Origin of the sequence: Clostridium sp. UBA4395 (genome assembly GCF_002390995.1) — a bacterium.
GTDB lineage: Bacteria > Bacillota > Clostridia > Clostridiales > Clostridiaceae > Clostridium_J > Clostridium_J sulfidigenes.
The window spans coordinates 96157-113191 of the sequence record NZ_DGRF01000016.1; the positions used below are offsets into that span (position 1 = coordinate 96157).

The window sequence follows — 17035 nt, forward strand, 5'->3', positions numbered from 1 at the left end:
TTGGAATAAAGTATTTGAGTAAGTATCCCAAGAAAGTATATATATCGACATAATAATTATATCATGAAAATTAGATAGATAATAGAATATTTTTAACATTGTATTAATTATTAATATATTTATTATTATCTTAGAGAATATAATAAATACATTTCCATAAAATAATACTATTAAAATTGTGGTGGGAGTATATATGAGTAGTTATTATACTGTGAAATGTAGTAAATATGTTGATTACGATAAAATCTTAAAATTTAATTATGAAAATTTAAAACTTAATGGGAATACGAAATTAGATTATATTAATATTAAGTTAGAGGATGTAAGTTATAGTAATTGTGAATTTAAAAATATGAATTTTGAAAATAATTGTTTTTCAAATGTTATATTTATTAATTGCAAGTTCATAAATTGTAAATTTATTAGAGGAAAGATAAATTTAAGAAATTTTTTGGAGTTTAATAATTGTATTTTAGACAAAATATATATTAATAATTGTAATTTTTCATCTTTATATATAAAGGAATGTTCATTATATAAGGTTGATTTTAAAAATAGCTTTATGAAAGGTTGTAATTTTGTAAGAAATAGTTATGATGAGGTTAGATTTATAGATAATTGTAATTTAATGGACTGCATAATAAAAGATATGGAAGGAACCATGGATATAAAGTTTATTAATGAGAAATCTTATACTAAGCTTAATTATGGTTCTTATATAGGAAAATTCAACTATAAGGATATGAAAAAAAATAATACCTGTAGAAATAATGAAGAATCAAGTAATTGCATATGTAATTGTAATTATCTAAACATTAGTTTTAGTTACATGGATTTTGGTGAACAATATTTAAGAAATCATGTAGGCGGAAGATATGGTAGGTGTTTTTATCAAAGTAAATTAGCTTTTCATAGGACGCTTAAAGGTAGAAAGAAATTTTATTCTTCTGTGGCCAATATAGTATGTGGTTATGGCGAAAAGCCTTATAGAAGCTTTATGTTATCTTTAATTATAATTTTGATATTTGCTTTATTATACATGATTACTGGTATAAACTGCTCCAGCGGAGTAATTGGAATTAGTGGATTAGCAGGTGATTTTTCTGTTAAAATGCTATTTAAAAATATAATTTATTGTATTCACTTTAGTTTAGTTACATTTTCTACAGTAGGATATGGTGATTTATTGCCATATAATATGATGGGGGTTATACTAAGCAGCATAGAAATACTTATAGGAATTATAATGATAGGAATTTTGACATCTACTTTAGTTAGAAAGATGACAAGATAAGCAGATTTACAATTATTAAATAAGTATATACATAAAACGTAAAGTAAGGTAAATTTTATGGGAGGTCACTTTTTAGCGGCCTCCCATGTTTTATTGTTATATAAAACCTTCTATATATTCTGCTCTTTCAAAGGAATTTTCTATGATTTCATCTGGATATCCAATATATTTTAAAAGTTTTATTGCATTTTTTGTTTGAGATACTCCTTGTTTCAGTTTGTAGTCAAAGGAAAGTCCTTCGCTACTATTTACATCTTCACTGAAATAAAAGAAATCATAGTAATCTTTAAGAATATCAGCTAGTTCCCTATCATGGGTAGCAACTATAGAAATTGCTTTTTTAGAGTTAATATATTTTAGAATTTCAGCGGAAGAAGCAATTCTTTCTACAGGGTTTGTACCTCTAAAAATTTCATCTATGGCACAGAAAATAGGAAGAGGCTTTTCAGTAGCTTTTATAATTCTAAGGATGGATTCAGCCTCTGCCATGTAATAGCTTTTTCCTGCATTTACATCATCACTTGGACTAATTGAAGATACAACATTGAAAAAGCTAGCTTCGTAATTTTCAGCTAGTACAAAATTGAAACTTTGTGCAAATACTATGTTAATTCCCAGCATCCTTAAGAAAGTTGATTTTCCAGACATATTTGTACCCGTAAGAATGATACCATGTTTATTAATATTAATGGAATTTGCAACAGGATTCTTAACAAGGGGATGAAATCCTTCAGAAATGTTTAACTTTAGTTCCTGATAAAATTTTGGCTTAGTATATGGTGTATCAAGTCCACTTTGGTAGCTTGCTACAGATGCTAAAGCTTCAATTTCTCCAATTATGTAATATAAGTCTAAGAGGTAATTCTTTTTCTCCTTAAGTTCACTACTAAGTTTATAGTAAGCGGCTTCTTCTAATAAAAGTGGTACAGAGATGAACTCAAAGAAACCTTCAAACATAGTGGTAAATCCAACAAGTCTAGTTCCTCTATCTATAGATTTTATATTGTTTAGGATATTGGTTATTTGCAATTTATAGTCCTTAAGTTCGGAAATATTAAGATTTTTCAACTTTTTTGCAGCAACAATTATTTTTCGTAGGTATAATAATCCTTTATCTTTGATATTTTTAGCTTCAACCATATTTATAAATCCATTAATCCATAAAATTGCAGCAAAACCAAGCATATACTTAGGATTTTTGGTAATTATAGATATAAGTATTATTAATATTGGTAAAAGTTTTCCTAAGAAGGTATAAAGGTAATATTTACTTTTATTAACTTTAAGATATGTTTCTAGCATTTCTATAAAGCAGTCTTTATTATCAAATCCCATATTGAAAAAATGCACTTGAACCTGGCATTTTTTATCTTCATTATCTTTAAAGAAGCTAATTACATTATTTCTTCTGTTAAGTTCTTTTTCATCTATAATAATATTCCTTATCATAGAATATAAAGCAGATTCTCCTGCACTACTATAGGTCCTATCGAATTTTTCATAAACTCTATTCATATCTAGATCATTGAAACTTTGTTCATCTAGAAAATATTCAGTTTTAGGCCTGATATCAAATAATCGTCTAATAGACTTGAAGTTACGTACCCTTTCATTATCTCGTTTAGAATCTTCTTTAATATAGTTAGGTTTGATTTTAGACAATATATCACTTCCAATACATGTTATTATTTAACATTATAACTCATTATTATATTTTAGTCTAACAAGTAGGGATGACCTACTATTTTTTTAGGAAGAATATGAGAGTTTATGATATAATATGAGGTATATTATAAATGTAGTAAAAGAAGATATATTAATTATATATTTTAGTAGAATATACAGTGAATGGAGGTGATTTTATGGATATTAAACAGACTTTAAGTAAATTTAAAGAGGATAAGAAGCATAGGTTTTTTATAATCAATGGCAAAGAAGATATAGGGAAAACTAGAGCAGCTTTATCAAGAGCCATCTTTTTACAAGATAATTATTGTATTAGAGAAAATGAAAATATATTGTTTATATCTAATGAGGTTTTAGGGGATACATTAGAAGAGGTAAAGCAAGATGTAAATAGAAATAATACGTTTTTTTCATATTTAAATAATAATGTTGAGATCTGCAGTAAAAAACAATTAATAAACAAATGTTTCCAGTATATAACATCACGCAACACTTTGAAAGGTAAAAGGTTTTGCAATAAGGATGTGGCAAAGGCTTTTATTTTAGAAGGAATTGCAGAATTGCGACAGAAGGAAAGACGAATAAATAAAATTATATTAACAAAAAATATAGATTTTTTATTTGATGAAATTTTCTATATAAAACATTTGAATATAAGCTCCCTTGAAGAATATCAAAATTTAAATAGAAAAAAAAGAGGGTTTTCATTAAGAAAGAATTCTAATAGTAGAGAAGCTATTTATAAATTATATTCATGGTATTGCAATTATATGGAAGAAAATAGGCTAATTGATTATATAGATGAGTTTAAAATTGTTTATGATAATATAGATAAGCTTAAAGATTTAAAGTATGCACATATAATAATAGATAATGTAGAACAGTTAACCATTGAAGAAGTAAAATTTATTCGTGGACTTTTAAAAGATTTTACTTATAGTAACTTTATTTTGGTGAAAAATATTAATCCTATTAACACACCAAAACCTTGGCTTCAATACTTTAAACGGAATAAGGATGTTACTATTTTTGATAGTAATAAATATAAGGTTGTAAATTGTAGTAAAGTATCAAAGAAAAATGTGACTAAAAAAGTTATAGAACAAACTATCAAAGACAAAATTAATAAAGAGTTGAAGGCAGATGAAATGGTTAAAAACAATGAATATATTGAAACCTATAAATATGTAGATTTAAAACATAATATATCTCATGATTTTGCCATAGATACTAGTAGTTATAATGAAGTTATTTTAAACCCTAACACTACTAGTGAGATAATCGGAGATAAGGAAATAAATAAAGTTCCAGTGTACAATGAGATTGCTGCGGGGCAACCTATTTCTATTAATGATGAAATAGAAGGTCAATTTAATGTTCCTATATATTGGCTTAAAGGTGTACAACAACCTTTTATATTAAAGGTTAAAGGGGATAGTATGATTAATGCTAATATTGAAGATGGAGATTATATAGTTATAAATAAGCAAACTATGGCAAATCATAATGAGATAGTTGCTGTAAGTATAGATGGAGAAGCTACCCTTAAGAGGCTATGGTTAAAAGGAAATAAGGCAGTATTAATGCCAGAAAATGATAAATACTATCCTATAGAGATTAAAGAGGATAATGCTTATATTATTGGCAAGGCTGTAGGGTTAATTAAGTCTACTAGCTAACATCTATGTAAGTCTTAAAATAGTAACAAATTTTTTATAAATACAGGTAGAGTAAATAATTTATTTAAGTTTACTCTACCTTTTTATTTTATAGTCTCAATAATGCTCATAAAATAAAGATCAACAGAATGTCTATAAAGCCACCTATAGCTATAGAAATCCAATTTAAGAAAAGATGGAAATTTATATTATTAAGGGTATTAAAAATGTTATCTTTTGTAAAAGCTTTATTGTCCATATATTTAGAATATATTTCATTTAAAATATAATAGGACATACCTAAAGATTTACTGTTTATAGCTGATGTAATAGACATTAATAACATGATTAAGCCTTCTACAAATATAATGTCTTTAAAAAAAAAAGTTAGTTAGTGGTGTAAATATCCCTGCTATAGCTAAAGTTATAATACTCCACAACACACCACAGATAAATAGCTTTAAAGTGATTTTTACTGATGTATTTTTCATGAAATTCACCTCGCTTGAAAATGAATTATAAGAGTTTAATATAATATATGCTTAAAAAGCCATTTAGGTAATGGGAATAAGAAAAATGTAAACCATAGAAACTTACTAAGCCATAGTGTATAATTATCTGTGAAGTTTGGTTTAATCTGATTATGAGAGGGAGAGATTTTATGTTAAGTAGAGTGAGATTAAATTTAGAAGTAGTAGAAGCAATGCTTTATTATTGGCAAGCAGCATCTGAAAAGGATAACATTGCAGAATCATTTTTCTATGATGTAGCAAAAATGCCGGGATTAACTGTTGCTTATGATGATGAATTTAATGGAGAATCTGTAAGACGTGCTTTAAGCGCTATAAAAAATAGAGAACCTTTTGATGGAACTAAAAAAGAAAAGAAGTTCTGGAACAACAATATGTGGATGATGGAAGACTTAGAATTTACACATGCAATGGCAGCACCACTAAAAATATTAAATTTAGATTCATTAGCAAGTGAATTTCAGAAGGTAGAAAATAAATATAATTATGATGAAGTAGAAGTTATTTTCTCACCATTACACTCTGATGAATATATAATCTCAGGAAATAAGTTAGTTATAAATTTCTTTAGAATAAAGATTGATTTAATGGATGGTAAAGCAACTATTGGAGATATAGAAATAATAGAATATATTAAAGAAAAGATTAAGGAAGTATTACAATAGTGAGAGTACTGTAAAATAATTAAAGAAAGGGTGTTGTAAGATGACCTAAATAAGTCATAAACAATACTCTTTTTTAACTATATTTTTACATAATGCATGTCTCATACTTTTAATAATCTTTTACCTGTAGTATTATAGTTATAGGATATATGAAGAAATATCTAAAAACTAAGTAGTGTGGTGTAATGAAGTATGGACAAAACTAATTTTAGTATAGGATTTTTTGATTCAGGGGTTGGAGGTATTAGTGTCCTAAAGGAAGCAGTGAAGCTACTACCTAAAGAAAATTACATATATATAGGAGATTCTTTAAATGCACCCTATGGAGTGAAAACTCCAGAGGAAGTTAGAAAGTTAACCTTTAATATGGTAGATAAGCTTATTTCTATGAATGTGAAAGCTATAGTAGTGGCATGCAATACTGCTACTAGTATCGCAATCGATGAATTAAGAATGAGTTATAAAGAAATCCCCATAATTGGAATAGAGCCAGCTTTAAAGCCGGCAGTAGAGAATTATGGTAATGGAATAATAGTAATAATGGCTACACCAATGACTTTATCTGAGAATAAATTTAGTAAACTAAGAGAAAGATATAATAAGGCTTCTGATATTATTTCAATGCCATGTGATGGTCTGGTGGAAATCATTGAAGATGGAAATATTAAGGGTGAAGTTGTAGAGGGGTATTTAAGAAATAGGTTTAAAGATGTACCTAAAGAGAGAGTGTCCTCTGTGGTTCTTGGATGTACTCATTATCCATTTATTAAAGAAGCATTAGTGAATGTTATAAATGATGATGTTGCTATTATAGATGGTAGTTTAGGAACAGTAAAACAATTGAAGCGTAAGTTAGATCAAAAAGGTTTATTAAATACTAATAATGAACAAGGAACTGTTAAAATATATAATTCCAAATATGATAAAAATTTAATAGAATTGTCATATAAGTTGCTTGATGCAGATAAAAACAGCAAATAACTCTGTTTATCATCAGTATAATAAATTACATAAAAATAATTAAAGAATAAATAATATAAAGAAAGAAAAGAGGAAGATGTATGAATCCAATAGTAACTTTTGAAATGGAAAACGGAAAAATAATGAAGGCAGAATTATATCCTGAAATAGCTCCCAATACAGTAAAAAACTTTATAGACTTGGCTTATAAGGGATTTTATGATGAATTAATTTTCCATAGAGTAATACCAGGTTTTATGATTCAGGGCGGTTGCCCAGAAAAATCAGGAATGGGCGGACCAGGATATTCAATTAAAGGAGAATTTAGTGGAAATGGATTTAAAAATGATTTAAAACATACTAAGGGTGTTTTATCAATGGCTAGAGCTCAACATCCAGATTCAGCAGGTTCTCAATTTTTTATAATGGTTGCAGATGCACCACACCTAGATGGAAGTTATGCTGCCTTTGGTAAATTAATAGACGGTCAAGATGTAGCAGATGAAATAGTAAGCTCTCAAACAGATAGAAGAGATAGACCATATGAAGATCAAGTTATAAAATCTGTAACTGTAGAAACTTTTGATGTAAACTACGGAGAACCAGAAAAATTATAATGGAAGGTATTTAATATGAATATACTTAAAGATAGATTAATCATAGCTTATGGGCTTAATGATGAAGAGATAGATAAATTAAATATAAAATTCAAAGATATATGTATAAAACCATGTGTATCAATAAATGAAAATATGGGAGAATATACTTTAGAGCATATATTAAAAGAAGAGAGCTTATCAGATAGTGATACTAAACTACCTGAAGAAAAAGTTATTATATTTAATGGATTTTTAGGTGTTTATCTTCAACAAGCTGTTAAAAAGGTTAGAGAAGTTTTAGGTGCAAAACCAATATTAGCGTCTACTACACCCAATTCTGTTAAAATGACTCTTCATGAATTGATAGATCATTTAGTAAAAGAGAGACAATATTATCAAAAATAATTTTTAAGTCTAATAATTTAGAAATCCTCTAGGACTAGAGGATTTCTATTTAGATTAAGGAGATACAAGGAGGATAATTAAGAATGAGTACTGTTGGAGAAAGAATTAAACAAGGAAGAAATGCTAAGGGAATGACTCAAAAGCAACTTGCTAAGAAGCTTGGAGTATCAGAAAATTATATAAATGATGTTGAGAATGGAAGAAAAGTTGTAGAAGAAAAATTTATAGAAAGAGTAGGTAAGGTTTTAGGTGGAGATCTTGCAGAAATGACTACGCTGTTTGATAATATAGCTTATGAAGAAAGAAAATCTTCAGAAAGTAATTTAAAGACGCATAATGCAACTAAGGCTAATAAAGTAAAAGAAACTATAAATGAAGTATGGAATGATGCATTTAGTTCTGTTCTTAAGTCAGTAGGAATTTATAGCTATGATTTAAACAAGCCTATAGGAAAAAAAGAGTTGCCTGTTATATCAAATAAAATAGAAGGATATGCTCAGGATAAGGTGTTATATATTAAAATTGAAAATGATGATTTGTTAGGATTTAGAATTTGTCAGGGAGATTTGGCATTTGCTAACCTTACTTCTGAAATAGAAAATAATAAGATATATCTCATGGATGTAAATGGAGAAAGAGTGATAAGACAGTTAAAGAAGCTAGATAGTAATAAGGTTTTAATAATAAGTAACAAAAATATGGTTCGTACAGAAACAGCTCATCCTAAAGGTATAAAGGTTATTGCAAAATTAAATAGATTAGAAGTTCAACTATAATCAATTTAATAACATTTTTAATATACATTCATACTATAACTATATAAGAATTTGGAGGTATGGGTGTGCAAAAGGCTGATGGGTTATTAAATTTACTTATAAATGTACCAGAGAGCATAAGAAATGAGATTATATATGGATATGGGTATGGAATTGAAGATGTTGAAGAAACTAACATTGAATTAATTATACTTTATAGTGGGACTCCAGAGGTAATGGAAGAGAAAATAAATGCTATTGGAGGTACCTTTGAAGATTTAGCTTTTGGTTATGGAATTATAACTATACCTAGAGAGGATATTGAAAAGTTAATAGGAATAAGAGAAATCAACTATATAGAGTTACCTAAAAATTTATTTTTATCCTTTGAACCTAGTAATAGAGCTTCATGTATAATAGAAGTAAATACTAATTATGGATTAGAGGGGGAGGGGGTACTTATAGGGTTTATAGATTCTGGAATAGATTATGTAAACCAATCATTTAGACTTGACAATGGAGATACAAGGATTGATTTTATTTATGATTTGTATGAAAATAGAAGAATTTATACAAGAGAAGAGATAAATGCAGCTTTAAGAAGTCCAGATCCATACTCATTAGTACCACACTTTGATAGAGCAGGCCATGGTACTCATGTAGCTGGTATAGCTTGTGCTGGAGGGAATATACCAAGGAGGTTTTATGGAGTAGCTCCTAGAAGTTCTATAGCCATGGTTAAAATGACAAGAGAGATAGGAGGACAGGGAGCAAAAAGTACTCAGTTAATGAGAGGAATTAAATTCTTAATTGATAAAGCTTATGAATTAAATAAGCCCCTAGTTATAAACATAAGTTTTAGCACAAATGATGGAGCGCATACTGGAAATAGTTTGTTAGAGCAATATATAGGTATAGTTTCTACAGTGCAAAGAGTTAACATAGTAGTAGCAGCAGGGAATGAAGGGGATAGAGCACACCATGTTGGTGGTGAATTGGGTAGATCACAAGAAATACGATTTAATGTTGGAATAGATGAGAGAATACTAATAATACAGTTATTTAAGTCCTTTTTAAAGGATATTAATTTAAATCTTATATCACCAAGTGGGACTAGTAGTGGCGAATTAAGGTTAATAAAGGCATTAAATCAAGGAAGAATAGGTAATACTGAGTATTTTGTATTTAATACAGGCCCTACACCTTTTAGTATAGATGGGGAAATAATAATTGTACTTTCAGGGGTAGGAGAAGGAAGCATAGCTAGTGGAATATGGACTATGGACATGACTACTAATGAAAATGTTCGAGGTAGTTATGACATGTGGTTACCTATTGCAGAAGGATTAAATATTGCTACAAGATTCTTAGGACCTAGTACTGCTAATACATTAGGTATACCGGGAACTGTAGCAGATGTAATAACCGTTGGTAGTTATAATTTTATAAACGTTACTATATCACCATTCTCTGGAAGAGGAAATGCTGAACTAAACCCTGTAAAACCTGATTTAGTAGCACCTGGAGAAAATATAGAATCATCTACTCCGGGAGGTGGATTTGAGCCACGGTCAGGAACATCAATGGCTACACCTCAGGTGGCAGGGGCATGTGGACTTTTAATGGAATTTGGAATTATAAGAGGAAATGATCCTTATTTGTATGGAGAAAGAGTAAAATACTTTTTATTAAAAGGAGCCAATAGAAGTAGAGTAGATGTACAGTATCCTAATAATAGTTGGGGATATGGTACTTTATGTCTTTCAGGAGCTCTTAGGGTATGGAATAACGAAGTAGCCTCAAGGTAGGAATAAATTACAATTTTCCTATAAAGAATATGTAACTTTTCTATGATAGTCATCATAATATATATATTGAAGTATTATTTTAAGGAGAAATTTATGGCAGACATAGGTAGGTTGCAGGTTCAAGTGTATAGAGTAAATACAGCTATACCAATAAGTAATGCCAATATTACGGTATCAAGAACAGATGGAGAAACTAGAGAGCAAGTTACTACCCTAACTACTAATCCAGAGGGACAAACGGAGACTATAGAATTAGAAACTCCAGAAATAGAAAGATCATTAAATCCAGATAATACCCTTATACCTTATGCCCTTTATGATATAGATGTAACGGCAGAAGGCTTTGATGAAATAAATATAAGAGGATGCCAAGTGTTGCCGCGACAAACAGCGTTACAGATATGTAATCTGATTCCAACAAGTCTTAATAGAGAGATCACAGAGGATGAAGATGTACAGATAGTCAGGGTTATAGAGATTCCACCTAATGTTCAATTTGGTGATTTTCCACCTAAGATACCTGAGGACCCCAATAAAGCTTTGCCACCTCCACCAAGTGGTTTTGTAGTTTTGCCAGAGCCAGTTGTACCAGAGTTTATAATCGTACATGCAGGGGCACCAACTAATACAGCAGCACCAAATTATACTGTTCCATATACAGACTATATAAAAAATGTAGCCAGCTGTGAAATTTATGCAACTTGGCCAGAGGCAACTATAAGAGCTAATGTATACTGTATCATTTCATTTACTTTAAATAGAATATACACAGAATGGTATAGAAGTAAGGGGTTTAATTTTGACGTAACAAATTCTACAGCTTATGATCAAGCTTTTGTTTACGGAAGAAACATATTTGATAACATAAGTAGGATAGTAGATGAGATATTTGCAACCTATGTAAAGAGGTCAGGAGCTAAACAACCTTTACTTACCCAATACTGTGATGGTAGAAATGTTCAGTGTCCAGGATGGCTTACTCAATGGGGCAGTAAGGCTTTAGGGGATCAAGGATGGATTCCATATGATATATTAAGAAATTTCTATGGAGGGGATATTGTTCTTGAAAGAGCTACTAAGGTTTCTGGAAGTCCAAGGTCTTATCCAGGGTTTACTTTGAAACAGGGGAGTAGTGGAGAGCCCGTTAGAACCACTCAAACCTTTTTAAATAGGATATCTCAAAATTATCCTCTAATACCTAGAGTGGCTATCGATGGAAGATATGGACCAGCCACTGCTAATCAAGTAAGAGTATTTCAACAGGTATTTGGGCTTCCACAGACAGGTGAAGTAGATTATGCTACATGGTATAAGATTTCGGCTATATATACAGGAGTAACTAAAATTGCAGAATTAAGAAGTGTTCATGAGGAAGAAATTGAATATTCATACTTTATTCCACATTGGCCATATAAAGATGCGCCGGATTTACCTAGAATTAAATATCCTAAAAATTGAGTATATAATCTATTAATGAACTTCGAAGTTATCTCGGAGTTCATTTTTGCGTATAAAAGCAACATGCAAAAAATATTTTAATAAAATATTCAAGTAAATAATTATAGAGTATAAAATAAGGTATAATTATTGTTAAGAAGAGAAATACAAGGAGTTACGGATATGGATAATATAAAGGTATTATTAGTTGATGATGAAGAGAATATTAGAAACTTGTTGGAAGCTTATTTAAAAAAGGAAGGGTTTATAACATTACATAGCTCTAATGGTAAAGAAGCTATTGAGATTATAGAGAATGAATCAGTAAATTTAGTGGTACTAGATATAATGATGCCTGTTTTGGATGGGTTTGAGACATTAAAGGCTATAAGAAATAGATGGAATATACCAGTAATAATGCTTAGTGCAAAGGAAGAGGAAGAAGATAAGCTTTTAGCATTGGGATTTGGTGCAGATAATTATGAAACAAAGCCCTTTAGTCCAAAGGTTTTAGTAGCTAAAATTAAAGCATTAATAAAGAGGAGCTATGGAAGTAGTATAGATAAAAGTACGGGAATTGTGATAGGGAATCTTTATATAGATGAAGAAGGTCATAGAGTTATGGTAAGTGATGAAGAAATTAATCTTTCACCAACAGAATTTTCTTTACTTATATATTTCTTGAAAAATAAAAATATAGTTCTTACTAGAGAGCAAATTCTTACAAAAATATGGGGTTATGATTTTGAAGGAGATATACGTGTGGTTGATACTACGATTAAGAGACTTAGAGAGAAGCTAAAGCACATGAATAAAGTGATAGTAACAGTAAGAGGCTTTGGTTATAAGATAGAGGTTTAGTATGAATAAAATAATTAACTATTATAAAAAGATAAAGGGAAATATAGAAAGAAGCATTACATTGAAAATGTTTGTTGTAACTATTGTGGTATTTATAGCATTTTTGACTATTACTCTTTTAAGTCAGAGAATATTGTTTGAAAAGATATATAATGATAAAAAGGAAAATGATATTAAAAGCAATGTGATAAAGTTTAGAGATACTCTAAGTAATCCAAAGGATGAAAGGGAAATAATAGAGAGTATTAAGAAGTTTGAGAATAATTATAACACATCTATAGGAGTGGTAAACACAGAAAATAATATTATAGTGACCTTTAAAACTGACTCAGAAACTATAGATAGTAAAAATACAGAAATTTTTAATTATGTTATTAAAACTATAAAGACAGATCCGGAACTATTAAACGAGATGATTAATAAAAAACAGGTAACTATTTCATTTAAGAACAGCGAGAACACTAAATATTTAGCGTCTGCACTTCTACATGACAATAATATAATAGTAGGATTTACATCTTTACAATATGTAAAAGAAGCCATGGGGGTTATAGGGATATTTTATAAGTATTTTTACTTAGGAGCTATAGTAGTAATAGTTATATTAGCATTAATTTATTCGAAATTTATTACAAAGCCATTAAGAGAAATAAATAAAGTGGCTGTAAGAATGAGTAATTTGGATTTTAGTCAGAGATGCACTATGGTATATGAAGATGAAATTGGAAACCTTGGGGAAACATTAAATTTTTTAGGACAAAACTTGGATAGTTCTTTAAATTCATTAAAAGAAGTTAATAGAAAACTACAAAATGATATCCACAGAGAAAGAGAAATTGAGATTATGAGAAAAGAGTTTATAGCAGATGTATCTCATGAATTAAAAACGCCTATTACTTTAATAAAAGGATATGCAGAAGGTATTAAGGATGGAGTATTTTTAGAAGACAATATTAATTCATCATTAAATGTAATTATAGAAGAATCGGATAAGATGAGTAATTTAGTTAGAGATATGCTTCAAATATCATCTTTGGAAAGTGGAAAGGTAATCCTTAATAAAGAATTATTTTTTATTGATAATTTAGTGAAAAATGTTGTAAAGAAATTACATCATAGTATCGATAATAAGAATGTAAAAATAGATTTGAATCTATATGAGAAACAAATTTATGGGGATGCATTTAAGATAGAACAAGTAATAACCAATTTTCTTACGAATGCAATAAGGCATACTCCCTGTGAGGGAAGTATATTTGTTGGAATGTACACAAAGGGGAATATGACTCAGTTATCTTTTGAAAATACAGGTGAGCTTATTAATAACGAAGAAATTGATAAGATATGGGATAAATTTTATAAGATAGATAAGTCAAGAAATAGGAAAGATAGTGGTACAGGACTTGGACTATCAATTGTTAAAAATATAGTAGATTTGCACCAAGGTAAATGTGGAGTTGAAAATACCAAAAGAGGTGTAAGATTCTATTTTGAATTGCCAAATCAGTGCTAATATACTATAGCCATAGAAAAGAGGGGTATTAATTATGAAGGGTACAGTTGTATCAATATGGCTAAATACTTGTAGAAAACTTTATAATGATTCACAAGTAAATGAAGCTATGAACCATGCTGGATGGGAGACAAATAAAATATTTTCTCCACTAGAAGAAGTAGACGACAAAGTAATAGCTAAGTTTATTTCAAAGCTATCAGAAGCTAGAAGTTTAACTAAAGAGAAATTATGGAATGATATAGGAAAAGACAATATACAATCCTTTGTTAATGTATATCCAGTATACTTTAAAAAGAGAAGTGCATATGAATTTTTAAAATCACTAAACGATATACATATAGCAATAACTAAGAAAATTTCAGGAGCTAAGCCTCCAGCAGTAGATATTGTTCAGACATCTAAAAGAAAAGCGGTTATGACTTATTCATCTAAAAGAAAGATGTTTGACTATTTCTTAGGTATGCTTGAAGGAACTTTTGAATATTTTAATGAACAATTAGAGTATGAAATTTTAGAAAAGTCTGGAGATGTGATGAAAGTGGAAGTGACTTTTGAAAAAGAAATAAATAGCAAAAAAAGTTATGGATTTAATAAAATCTTATACCTTGGATTTATAAAATCATTATCAGTTAAGGCATCCATATTTACTTTTATATTAACTCTTATTGGATCAACATTAATACTTGGAGTTAAAAGCATAGTTCCAGCTTTAGAAATTACAGCTGTAGCTACAGTAGTAACCTTTATAGGTACATATTTATTATTAAGACCTGTTAAAGCTATGACTAGATTAAAAGAAGATAAGGAAAGGTCATATGATGTTATTAGCACCAAGGACGAGCTTGAAGGATTATATGAAGTTATAAAATCAGGAACTAATATATCTTCAATGGATATGACAGAGTTTGATGCTAATGTTAGTGAGATGGTAGAATATCTTAATAAGGTTAAAGCTATTTCAAATGTAATGGAAGGCTCATCTAAAGAAATATCTACAGTAGTAGAACAAATGTCAGAAACTAGTGTGGACCAAGCCAACAATACAGAAAGAGTAGCATCAGGATTGAATGATAATATTAGAGCTTTAAATAACTTAGTAAACAGTGAAAATGAAAATAAATTAGCTATGGAAGATACTATAACGAAAATTACTGCTGGGTTTGATGAGATAAAGACTGTAAGTAATAATATTCAAAAAACATTAGACAAGTTCCAAGAAGTAAAAGAAACTGGAATAAAGTTAAACAATAAAGCTAGTGATATTACTAATATAGTATCAATAGTAGCTCAAATTTCCGACATGACAAATCTTTTAGCATTAAATGCTTCTATAGAAGCAGCTAGAGCTGGAGAACATGGTAGAGGTTTTGCTGTTGTTGCAGAAGAGGTAAGAAAGCTTGCAGAACAAACTAAAGATGCTGTTGAAGAAATTAATTTAAATCTTAAAGAATTTGCAGAGGATATTAAATATACTGTAGATAGCATAGATGAACAGTATGTAGCTCTTGAAAAACAAACTGATGGATTAGAAAGAATTAGAGATATAAGTGCGGGTACGACTACTGCTGTTGATAAAGTATCAGAATCAATGATTACTACAATCAATGATTTAGGTAGAGAAGTTAAAGCTATAGAAGGAATGTATGACAATGTGGAATCATTAGCAGCTATTGCAGAAGAAAATTCTGCATCATCTCAAGAAGTTAGTGCCAGTGTAAATACCTATACTGATGAAATGATTAAACTTACAGAAGCTATAGGTGAGGTTCAAAGAATTACAGAATATTTTAGAAGTACACTAGATGTATAATTAATGATAAAAGCATTCTTAAGGTAAAGTTCATGAGATTTTACCTAAGAATGCTTTTTATTTGTTTAGTTTTATTACGGTTAAAGAGCTTTATAATATTAGAGTTTTAAATGCCTTGCAGATTGAAATCTGGGACATAAACTGTTGAGTTAGATCCACATTCTTGGATAAAGGCATTTTTAAAGCCTAAATCTATACAGTAATCTATTAAAGAGTCATAATGACTAGGGTTAAGAGTTTTATTAATTTCATCATATTCTGCTGCTTTAAACATAGGTGTATACTGATTCATTAGGCTTAAGTATACTGAATCTCCAAAGGTTTTATATATGTAATCTACTATTTTTTTTGAATCGAATAAAAGTCCAGGGAGCATTAGATGTCTTATAATAACACCTCTAATTAAAATTTCTTCATCATTAAATATTGGAATACCTACTTGATACACCATTTCCTCAATAACCTTTGATGCTATGGTGAAATAGTTAGGAGCAGAAGAATACTTTATTGCATATTTATCATTAAAATACTTTAAATCAGGAATATATACGTCTATGTATCCTTTAAGAGCTTTAATGCTTTCTACGTTTTCATAGCCATTGGAATTATAGACTACAGGGATATTAAGTCCATTTTCTTTAGCTTTATCCAAAGCAATTATTATTTGAGGTATATAGTGAGTAGGGTTAACTAAGTTTATATTATGGTATCCTTTAGCTTGTTGCTCTAAAAATATTTCACTTAATCTTTCTATAGAAACTTCCTTACCTATGTCAGACTGACTAATATCATGATTTTGGCAAAATACACATCTAAGGTTACAATTTGAAAAGAAAACCGTACCAGAACCATTAGTGCCAGACACACAGGGCTCTTCCCACATATGACCATAGGCCTTAGCAACTTTTACTTTAGCTCCACTTTTACAAAAGCCTACCTTTGCAGAGTTTCGATTTATACTGCAATTACGAGGGCATATATTACAATTATTGAGAGAAGTCAAATCTTTCATAATTAATTATCTCCTTACATAATAAACATAGCAAATATT

The 17035-nt window shown here is 29.2% G+C and carries 14 protein-coding genes; 12 read left to right on the forward strand and 2 right to left on the reverse strand.

The genetic code is table 11. The features are described 5' to 3' along the window. The first annotated feature begins 193 nt into the window (after positions 1 to 193). The gene (locus B2694_RS01370) at positions 194 to 1294 is read left to right on the forward strand and encodes an ion channel (RefSeq protein ID WP_346884239.1); all 1101 of its coding nucleotides are present in this window, start codon (positions 194 to 196) and stop codon (positions 1292 to 1294) included. A 96-nt stretch (positions 1295 to 1390) separates the two neighbouring features. On the opposite strand, the gene B2694_RS01375 is transcribed toward B2694_RS01370, so the two are convergent. Next, a complete protein-coding gene (locus tag B2694_RS01375; RefSeq protein WP_414632698.1) occupies positions 1391 to 2959 on the reverse strand; it encodes a MutS-related protein in 1569 nt (522 codons plus the stop codon). A 197-nt stretch (positions 2960 to 3156) separates the two neighbouring features. Between B2694_RS01375 and lexA the strand changes: the two genes are divergently transcribed. From lexA to B2694_RS01430, 11 genes are all read left to right on the forward strand, one after another. Beyond that, positions 3157 to 4659, forward strand: a complete 1503-nt coding sequence (gene lexA, locus B2694_RS01380) for a transcriptional repressor LexA (RefSeq protein WP_346884241.1) — start codon at positions 3157 to 3159, stop codon at positions 4657 to 4659. Positions 4660 to 5299: 640 nt separating this feature from the next. Then, complete coding sequence (locus B2694_RS01385) at positions 5300 to 5833, forward strand: hypothetical protein (RefSeq protein WP_346884242.1); 534 nt, start codon at positions 5300 to 5302, stop codon at positions 5831 to 5833. A gap of 192 nt (positions 5834 to 6025) precedes the next feature. Continuing rightward, positions 6026 to 6814: a glutamate racemase gene (murI, locus tag B2694_RS01390; RefSeq protein WP_346884243.1), complete on the forward strand. Its 789-nt coding sequence runs from the start codon at positions 6026 to 6028 to the stop codon at positions 6812 to 6814. 80 nt (positions 6815 to 6894) lie between these two features. Further along, complete coding sequence (locus B2694_RS01395) at positions 6895 to 7410, forward strand: peptidylprolyl isomerase (protein ID WP_346848787.1); 516 nt, start codon at positions 6895 to 6897, stop codon at positions 7408 to 7410. Positions 7411 to 7425: 15 nt separating this feature from the next. Then, the gene (locus tag B2694_RS01400) at positions 7426 to 7797 is read left to right on the forward strand and encodes a DUF3783 domain-containing protein (protein ID WP_035134810.1); all 372 of its coding nucleotides are present in this window, start codon (positions 7426 to 7428) and stop codon (positions 7795 to 7797) included. Between the two features lie 83 nt (positions 7798 to 7880). Further along, positions 7881 to 8573, forward strand: coding sequence for a helix-turn-helix domain-containing protein (locus B2694_RS01405; protein WP_346884244.1), 693 nt, complete (start codon positions 7881 to 7883; stop codon positions 8571 to 8573). Between the two features lie 65 nt (positions 8574 to 8638). After that, positions 8639 to 10360 (forward strand): S8 family peptidase, encoded by a 1722-nt coding sequence (locus B2694_RS01410; RefSeq protein ID WP_346884245.1) that lies wholly within the window; start codon positions 8639 to 8641, stop codon positions 10358 to 10360. Between the two features lie 93 nt (positions 10361 to 10453). Beyond that, positions 10454 to 11818 carry a peptidoglycan-binding protein gene (locus tag B2694_RS01415; protein WP_346884246.1) on the forward strand — a complete coding sequence of 455 codons (1365 nt, stop codon included), beginning with the start codon at positions 10454 to 10456 and terminating at the stop codon, positions 11816 to 11818. A gap of 162 nt (positions 11819 to 11980) precedes the next feature. After that, positions 11981 to 12658 carry a response regulator transcription factor gene (locus B2694_RS01420; protein WP_346884247.1) on the forward strand — a complete coding sequence of 226 codons (678 nt, stop codon included), beginning with the start codon at positions 11981 to 11983 and terminating at the stop codon, positions 12656 to 12658. 1 nt (position 12659) lies between these two features. Then, entirely contained in the window at positions 12660 to 14171 is a 1512-nt protein-coding gene (locus B2694_RS01425; protein WP_346884248.1) for a HAMP domain-containing sensor histidine kinase, read from the forward strand. Positions 14172 to 14205: 34 nt separating this feature from the next. Continuing rightward, positions 14206 to 15984: a heme NO-binding domain-containing protein gene (locus tag B2694_RS01430; protein WP_346884249.1), complete on the forward strand. Its 1779-nt coding sequence runs from the start codon at positions 14206 to 14208 to the stop codon at positions 15982 to 15984. A 106-nt stretch (positions 15985 to 16090) separates the two neighbouring features. On the opposite strand, the gene B2694_RS01435 is transcribed toward B2694_RS01430, so the two are convergent. Beyond that, positions 16091 to 16987 (reverse strand): radical SAM protein, encoded by an 897-nt coding sequence (locus B2694_RS01435; RefSeq protein ID WP_346884274.1) that lies wholly within the window; start codon positions 16985 to 16987, stop codon positions 16091 to 16093. Positions 16988 to 17035 lie beyond the last annotated feature (48 nt).

Bases quoted from the DNA above. Each gene is read 5' to 3' on its own strand.
- B2694_RS01415 (WP_346884246.1), top strand. From the start codon at position 10,454: ATGGCAGACATAGGTAGGTTGCAGGTTCAAGTGTATAGAGTAAATACA.
- B2694_RS01385 (WP_346884242.1), top strand. From the start codon at position 5,300: ATGTTAAGTAGAGTGAGATTAAATTTAGAAGTAGTAGAAGCAATGCTT.
- B2694_RS01400 (WP_035134810.1), top strand. From the start codon at position 7,426: ATGAATATACTTAAAGATAGATTAATCATAGCTTATGGGCTTAATGAT.
- B2694_RS01370 (WP_346884239.1), top strand. From the start codon at position 194: ATGAGTAGTTATTATACTGTGAAATGTAGTAAATATGTTGATTACGAT.
- B2694_RS01420 (WP_346884247.1), top strand. From the start codon at position 11,981: ATGGATAATATAAAGGTATTATTAGTTGATGATGAAGAGAATATTAGA.
- murI (WP_346884243.1), top strand. From the start codon at position 6,026: ATGGACAAAACTAATTTTAGTATAGGATTTTTTGATTCAGGGGTTGGA.
- B2694_RS01395 (WP_346848787.1), top strand. From the start codon at position 6,895: ATGAATCCAATAGTAACTTTTGAAATGGAAAACGGAAAAATAATGAAG.
- B2694_RS01405 (WP_346884244.1), top strand. From the start codon at position 7,881: ATGAGTACTGTTGGAGAAAGAATTAAACAAGGAAGAAATGCTAAGGGA.
- lexA (WP_346884241.1), top strand. From the start codon at position 3,157: ATGGATATTAAACAGACTTTAAGTAAATTTAAAGAGGATAAGAAGCAT.
- B2694_RS01430 (WP_346884249.1), top strand. From the start codon at position 14,206: ATGAAGGGTACAGTTGTATCAATATGGCTAAATACTTGTAGAAAACTT.
- B2694_RS01425 (WP_346884248.1), top strand. From the start codon at position 12,660: ATGAATAAAATAATTAACTATTATAAAAAGATAAAGGGAAATATAGAA.